This window comes from Klebsiella sp. HMSC09D12 (assembly GCF_001808475.1).
GTDB lineage: Bacteria > Pseudomonadota > Gammaproteobacteria > Enterobacterales > Enterobacteriaceae > Klebsiella > Klebsiella oxytoca.
Window position 1 is genome coordinate 65260 of the sequence record NZ_KV793408.1, and the last position, 6494, is coordinate 71753.

Here is a 6494-nt window from a genome sequence, read left to right on the forward strand (position 1 = left end):
CCCCATGAAAAGATTAACACCCGCGTGGCTTGCTGTTTCTCTGGCATGCTGTTTTTCCGCCGGTACGCTGGCGGCAGATGCGCTGCAAACGCAGGCGTTTAGCAATATGCCCGCTGATTTTATTAAAGGCGCGGATATCTCTACGCTGCTGGATGCGGAAAAACACGGCGCGAAGTTCTTTAATCACAACAATCAGCAGCAGGATCCGATCGCGATCCTCAAGGCCGATGGCGTGAACTACGTTCGTCTGCGCCTGTGGGTGGATCCCAAAGATGCTAAAGGCCAGCGCTACGGCGGCGGCGATAACGATCTGGCGACGACGCTGGCGCTGGCGAAGCGGGCAAAAGCGCAGGGGATGAAGCTGCTGCTTGATTTCCACTACAGCGATTTCTGGACCGATCCGGGTAAGCAGTTCAAGCCGAAAGCCTGGGAGAAGCTGGACTATCCGCAGCTGAAAACCACGATCCACGATTATACCCGCGACACGATTGCCCGCTTTAAGCAGGAGGGCGTGCTGCCGGATATGGTGCAGATCGGCAACGAAATCAACGGCGGTATGCTGTGGCCGGAAGGTAAAAGCTGGGGGCAGGGCGGCGGCGAGTTCGATCGTCTTGCTGGGCTGCTGAATGCCGCCATCGATGGACTGAAGGAAAATCTCACCGGCGGTGAGCAGGTTAAAATTATGCTTCATCTGGCCGAAGGCACGAAAAACGACACCTTCCGCTGGTGGTTTGATGAAATCAGCAAGCGTAACGTCCCTTACGACATCATTGGTTTGTCGATGTATACCTACTGGAATGGCCCGATTAGCGCGCTGAAAGCCAATATGGACGATATCAGCCAACGCTATAACAAAGACGTGATAGTGGTGGAGGCCGCTTACGCTTATACCCTGGATAACTGCGACAATGCCGAAAATAGCTTCCAGGCGAAAGAAGAAAAAGATGGTGGTTACCCCGCCACCGTCCAGGGACAATATAATTATATTCACGACTTAATGCAGGCCGTTGCCGATGTTCCGCAGCATCGCGGTAAAGGTATTATTTATTGGGAGCCGACGTGGATTGCCGTTCCGGGAAATACCTGGGCGACGCCTGCCGGAATGAAATATATCCACGATGAGTGGAAAGAGGGAAATGCCCGGGAAAATCAGGCGCTGTTTGATTGCCAGGGAAAAGCATTGCCGTCGATGAAGGTATTTAATTAATTATTCAGTTTTACACTTCAGGATGTTTATTATGAAAAAATTTGCGCCTTTGAGTCCGAAGGTTAATACGCTATTGCATGGCGCCGACTATAACCCGGAGCAATGGGAGAATTATCCGGATATTATCGACAAAGATATTGCCATGATGCAGCAGGCAAAATGCAATGTGATGTCGGTAGGGATATTCAGCTGGGCGAAGCTTGAACCTCAGGAGGGCGTATTTGAGTTTGGCTGGTTGGACAGTATTCTGGAAAAACTGTATACCGCCGGAATTCATGTCTTTCTTGCTACGCCAAGCGGTGCGCGCCCGGCGTGGATGTCGCAGAAATATCCTCAGGTGCTGCGCGTTGGTCGCGATCGGGTGCCAGCCCTGCACGGCGGACGGCATAACCACTGTATGTCGTCGCCGGTCTATCGTGAGAAAACCCTGAAGATTAATACCCTGCTGGCGGAACGTTACGCGCAGCATCCGGCGGTGCTGGGCTGGCATATCTCCAACGAATACGGCGGGGAGTGTCACTGTAGCCTGTGTCAGGAGCGTTTCCGCGACTGGCTGAAAGCGCGCTATGAAACGCTGGATAATCTCAATCACGCCTGGTGGAGTACCTTCTGGAGCCACACCTATAGCGACTGGTCGCAGATCGAATCTCCGGCGCCGCAGGGAGAAGTCTCAATTCATGGTCTCAACCTTGACTGGCATCGCTTTAATACCGCCCAGGTGACCGACTTCTGCCGCCATGAGATTGCTCCGCTGAAAGCGGCGAATGCCGAACTGCCGGTGACCACCAACTTCATGGAGTATTTCTACGATTACGACTACTGGCAGCTGGCGCAGACGCTGGACTTTATCTCGTGGGACAGCTACCCCATGTGGCATCGCGATAAAGATGAAACCACGCTGGCCTGCTACACCGCGATGTATCACGACATGATGCGCAGCCTGAAGGGCGGTAAGCCGTTTGTATTAATGGAATCCACTCCCAGTGCGACCAACTGGCAGCCAACCAGTAAGCTTAAGAAGCCGGGAATGCATATTCTCTCCTCTTTGCAGGCGGTGGCGCACGGTGCGGATTCGGTGCAGTATTTTCAGTGGCGTAAAAGCCGCGGTTCGGTGGAGAAGTTCCATGGCGCGATTATCGATCATGTCGGTCATCTGGATACGCGCGTGGGCCGTGAAGTGACGAAGCTCGGCGAGATGTTAAGCCAGCTGCCAGCCGTCGTGGGCTGCCGGACGGATGCGAAAGTGGCGATTATCTTCGATCAGCAAAATCGCTGGGCGCTGGATGATGCTCAGGGGCCGCGTAATCTCGGCATGGAGTATGAAAATACCGTCAACGAACATTACCGTCCGTTCTGGGAGCAGGGGATTGCGGTTGATGTTATCGATGCTGACGTTGACCTGAGTCCTTATCAACTGGTCATTGCGCCAATGCTGTATATGGTTCGTGAGGGATTTGCCGAACGCGCCGAAGCGTTTGTGGCTAACGGCGGTCATTTAGTTACAACATACTGGACAGGGATAGTGAACGAGTCCGACCTCTGCCATCTCGGCGGTTTCCCGGGCCCGCTGCGTAAACTGCTGGGCATTTGGGCGGAAGAAATTGACTGCCTGAACGACGGCGAACGCAACCTGGTACAGGGGCTGGCGGGTAATGAAGCTGGCTTGCAGGGGCCGTACCAGGTACGCCATTTGTGTGAACTGATTCATGCTGAAAGCGCGCAGCCGCTGGCTACCTATCGCGATGATTTTTATGCAGGAAGACCGGCGGTCACCGTCAATCACTTTGGTAATGGCAAGGCATGGCACGTTGCGTCGCGCAACGATCTGGCCTTCCAGCGGGACTTCTTCTGCAGCCTGATGAAAGAACTCTCTCTGCCGCGCGCGGTTGAGGCTGATTTCCCGCCGGGCGTAGTAGCGACCGCACGCACGGATGGTGAAACCGCCTACGTTTTCCTGCAAAACTACAGCGCGCAGCAGCATCGCGTGGTTTTGCCGCAAGGCTATCTGGACTGCCTCACCGGTACGGCGCTGAATACGCCGCTGGTCTTAAATGCATGGGATTGCCGTATCCTCAGTCGTCGCGCGTAATTTTTCTCTCCCCGCGCCTGCTCCTGCGAGCAGGCGTTTTTTTATCTGCTAATCAGGAGTCTGGTATGGTGAGTTTAAAATCCTTTCTGAATTACTTCTCGCAGCCTCGTGCGGCGGTACCTTTAAGTCATGCGGAGCAACAACAGATTGATTATTTAATTCAGGCGTTTGGTGGTGAAGGCAATATTATTAACGTTGACGCCTGCATTACCCGCTTACGCGTCACGGTGAATAATCTATCGATAGTTGATTCTCAGGCCTTACAGCAGCAGGGAGCGCTTGGGGTTATTATCCTGGGGCAGCAGGTGCATGCTATTTTCGGTAAGCAGTCGGATGCTTTACGGCAATTACTTGATGAGCACTTTGCCAGCCGGAAATAAAATAAAACGGGATAACGCAATAATGAGTTATCCCGAAAATATAACAGGCATTCAATGGCAATAATCATTACCGGAGGGTAATTAACAACTTTACAGTTGGCGATAAAACAGTTAAACGGCTATTACCACCAGGCTTCGACCTGTACACCAAAGTTCCATGTATTATTGGCGGTCCGATCTTCGAACGGCTTACCATTTTCGGAATCATTCAGGTATGAAGCGAAAATTCGTAGTTCCGGGCGCGACATAAAGTCAGGTCCATCGGCCAGGCCCAGCGCAATGGTGTATTTCTCACCGGCTTGTTTGTAATCGGTATTATTTTTGTAGCTATCTTTTTGGTAGAAGCCGCCCACTTCGCCAATCAGGCGCACATATTCGGTGAACTGATACTGCCCGCGCGCCACCAGCGACAGCATGCGTGTTTTATCCGTGTAATCGGTGATGTTATCCGCGGAGCCCCAGGTCAGGACGTGGTTAATAGAGAACTTTTCAGTAATCGGAATTAAACCGGTATTGATAACGCGGTAGCCGGTGGCGTCATTGACGTAGTTCCACATGTCATACCAGCCGCCCCCCTGGGACACCATGTTCTGCGCCAGTCCTTTGTTTGCGTATTGCAGAACCGTTTTGTTGTAACCGCCCAGCATATCCTGGCTGATTTCACCGGTTAGCATGACGCCGTTTTCAGCATCATAGAGTCCGCCGTAGGTATCCTGCTTTTTAGTGGTATTCGGCATCGCGTAGTCGATACCAAATTCGGTCCAGGATCCGGCCCACGGCTTCCAGCCCGCATAGCGCAAATCAAGATAGTTAATATTGACGTTGCTATCGCCATCGACGCGGTAGTCGACGTCATTGGCATCCCCGCGGATCCAGGCAAATGAAACGGCGCCCGGACCGAGCGTATAGTTTTCGATCCCGGCGCCGGATCCGGAAATATTCCAGTATTTCGTATCGATAATGTGCAGATCGTGGCGCTGATAGTAGCGTTTGCCGCCCCAGATGACTGCATTTGGATCGCCGGGGATCAGACCTTTAATTTGCAGGTTTAGCTGCCGCAGGCCGAACTGCGCATCGTCATCAAGCGTGGTTTCATTATCGTTTGAGCCGTCAGATACCATGCTGACCATACTATCGAGGTAGAAGCTAACGTCATTCTTCTTGTAGACCTCCGATCCCAGCTCCAGCTCGCCGTAGGTATCAGATTCGTTACCCAGACGGCCAATTTTATTTTTTTGCCATTCGGCCTGGCTACCGTCGCCGGAGACCCCAACCCCGGCGCGCATATAGCCATGAAAGTCGATACCCGGGAGGGTGGCGGAAGCAGCAAACACGGATGGTGAAATCAGCGCAGCGGCCAACGCAACGGAAAGTGTGCGCAGCGTAGTGTTCATGTCTATCCTCTTATTGTTTTGTATTACGTTCACATAACCGATGTCATAAAATGCCTAAACCTGAAATCAGGCAATTGAATGATCGCCATAGTGTGATTAACTGCAAATAAAAAGGCGGGTTTTGTTACGCAAAGTGAGTCCATTCACAATTTGTAGTATTGTGAGCGTAATACTTTTTATGGCTATGGTTGGAGGAGGAATACGGCAATGAGCGTTTTTTCACATTGCCCCTGTTACAATTCAGGGATAACAACACAAGGAACCGGACCATGAAGTCTAAAAGCGCGACCTTAGAAGACGTTGCACGCCATGCGGGCGTCTCCTATCAGACCGTGTCCAGGGTACTGAACAAATCTGCTAATGTATCCAAAGCCACGCGCAGCAAGGTGGAGAAATCCATTGAGGAGCTGCGCTATGTCCCGAACCGCCTGGCGCAACAGCTGGTAGGTAAGCAAAGTCGTACCGTGGGCCTGGTCACAATTTCCCTTGCATTGCATGCCCCATCCCAGGTGGCTGCGGCGGTAAAACGCTATGCGAACGTGGAAGGTTATCAGGTGCTCATCTCCATGATTGATGAGAGCGTCAACCAAAGTATCCAGGACTCTATTAATGAACTGAAGTCTCAACTGGTGGATAAGGTCATCATCAACGTGCCGCTGGAGACTGAACAGGCCCAAAAAATAGCCGCTGATAACGATGACATCGTCTGTCTTTTTTTAGATGTCGACCCCTACAGCTCGGTGTTTAACGTTTCGTTTAATCCGGCGGACGGTACACGGGCCAGCGTCAAGTATCTCTATGAGATGGGCCATCGGGAAATCGCGTTGCTGGCCGGCCCTGAAAGTTCGGTATCGGCCAAACTGCGTTTGAAAAGCTGGATAGAAACCCTGGAGGGTTACGGGCTGGAGCCGGTAACGGTGATTCGCGGCAACTGGGACGCGCAAAGCGGCTACGCTGGCGCGCTGCAAATGCTGCGGGAGACGCCAAACTTTACCGCCGTTTTGGTAGGTAACGATCAGATGGCATTGGGCGTACTGAGCGCATTTCACCAGCACCAGGTACCGATTCCGGGAGAAAAGTCGGTTATTGGTTATGATGACACTTATGAGAGTTCGTTCTTCTACCCGGCGCTAACCACGGTTTCGCTGGATCTTGATCTGCAAGGGAAGGAGGCCGTTCGGCGCATTCTCGACAGCGGCGATAACGAAACATCACATACGTCTTCTATCCTTCCGGCTCGTCTGGTTGTACGCCATTCTACCGGGCCAAAAACGGAGCCTGGCAAAAATCTGCAGTCTATTGCTGAGCAACTCCGGGCTCTGGCGCATCAGCTAAGTCCTTAATCTGCAAAGGGCGCTCTCGCCGCCCTTTCATCCTTCTCATTCTCAGGGTGTGTAAGTTCACAGAGATATTGCAATTGCCTC

Annotated in this window: 5 protein-coding genes; 4 read left to right on the forward strand and 1 reads right to left on the reverse strand. The window is 52.3% G+C overall.

Features of this window, described 5'->3' with window-relative positions; translation table 11 throughout:
* Nucleotides 1–4: 4 nt before the first annotated feature.
* From HMPREF3178_RS04370 to HMPREF3178_RS04380, 3 genes are all read left to right on the forward strand, one after another.
* On the forward strand, nucleotides 5–1207 hold the full coding sequence (locus tag HMPREF3178_RS04370) for a glycoside hydrolase family 53 protein (RefSeq protein ID WP_070585031.1): 1203 nt from the start codon (nucleotides 5–7) through the stop codon (nucleotides 1205–1207).
* A gap of 31 nt (nucleotides 1208–1238) precedes the next feature.
* Nucleotides 1239–3296 carry a beta-galactosidase gene (locus HMPREF3178_RS04375; RefSeq protein WP_004099627.1) on the forward strand — a complete coding sequence of 686 codons (2058 nt, stop codon included), beginning with the start codon at nucleotides 1239–1241 and terminating at the stop codon, nucleotides 3294–3296.
* A gap of 65 nt (nucleotides 3297–3361) precedes the next feature.
* Nucleotides 3362–3676 carry a glucose PTS transporter subunit EIIB gene (locus tag HMPREF3178_RS04380; protein ID WP_004099629.1) on the forward strand — a complete coding sequence of 105 codons (315 nt, stop codon included), beginning with the start codon at nucleotides 3362–3364 and terminating at the stop codon, nucleotides 3674–3676.
* Between the two features lie 122 nt (nucleotides 3677–3798).
* Here HMPREF3178_RS04380 and HMPREF3178_RS04385 read toward each other — a convergent pair whose 3' ends face one another.
* Entirely contained in the window at nucleotides 3799–5070 is a 1272-nt protein-coding gene (locus HMPREF3178_RS04385; protein ID WP_004099631.1) for a maltoporin, read from the reverse strand.
* 269 nt (nucleotides 5071–5339) lie between these two features.
* Between HMPREF3178_RS04385 and HMPREF3178_RS04390 the strand changes: the two genes are divergently transcribed.
* A complete protein-coding gene (locus HMPREF3178_RS04390; protein WP_004099636.1) occupies nucleotides 5340–6413 on the forward strand; it encodes a LacI family DNA-binding transcriptional regulator in 1074 nt (357 codons plus the stop codon).
* Nucleotides 6414–6494 lie beyond the last annotated feature (81 nt).

Bases quoted from the DNA above. Each gene is read 5' to 3' on its own strand.
- HMPREF3178_RS04370 (WP_070585031.1), top strand. From the start codon at position 5: ATGAAAAGATTAACACCCGCGTGGCTTGCTGTTTCTCTGGCATGCTGT.
- HMPREF3178_RS04375 (WP_004099627.1), top strand. From the start codon at position 1,239: ATGAAAAAATTTGCGCCTTTGAGTCCGAAGGTTAATACGCTATTGCAT.
- HMPREF3178_RS04385 (WP_004099631.1), bottom strand. From the start codon at position 5,070: ATGAACACTACGCTGCGCACACTTTCCGTTGCGTTGGCCGCTGCGCTG.
- HMPREF3178_RS04380 (WP_004099629.1), top strand. From the start codon at position 3,362: ATGGTGAGTTTAAAATCCTTTCTGAATTACTTCTCGCAGCCTCGTGCG.
- HMPREF3178_RS04390 (WP_004099636.1), top strand. From the start codon at position 5,340: ATGAAGTCTAAAAGCGCGACCTTAGAAGACGTTGCACGCCATGCGGGC.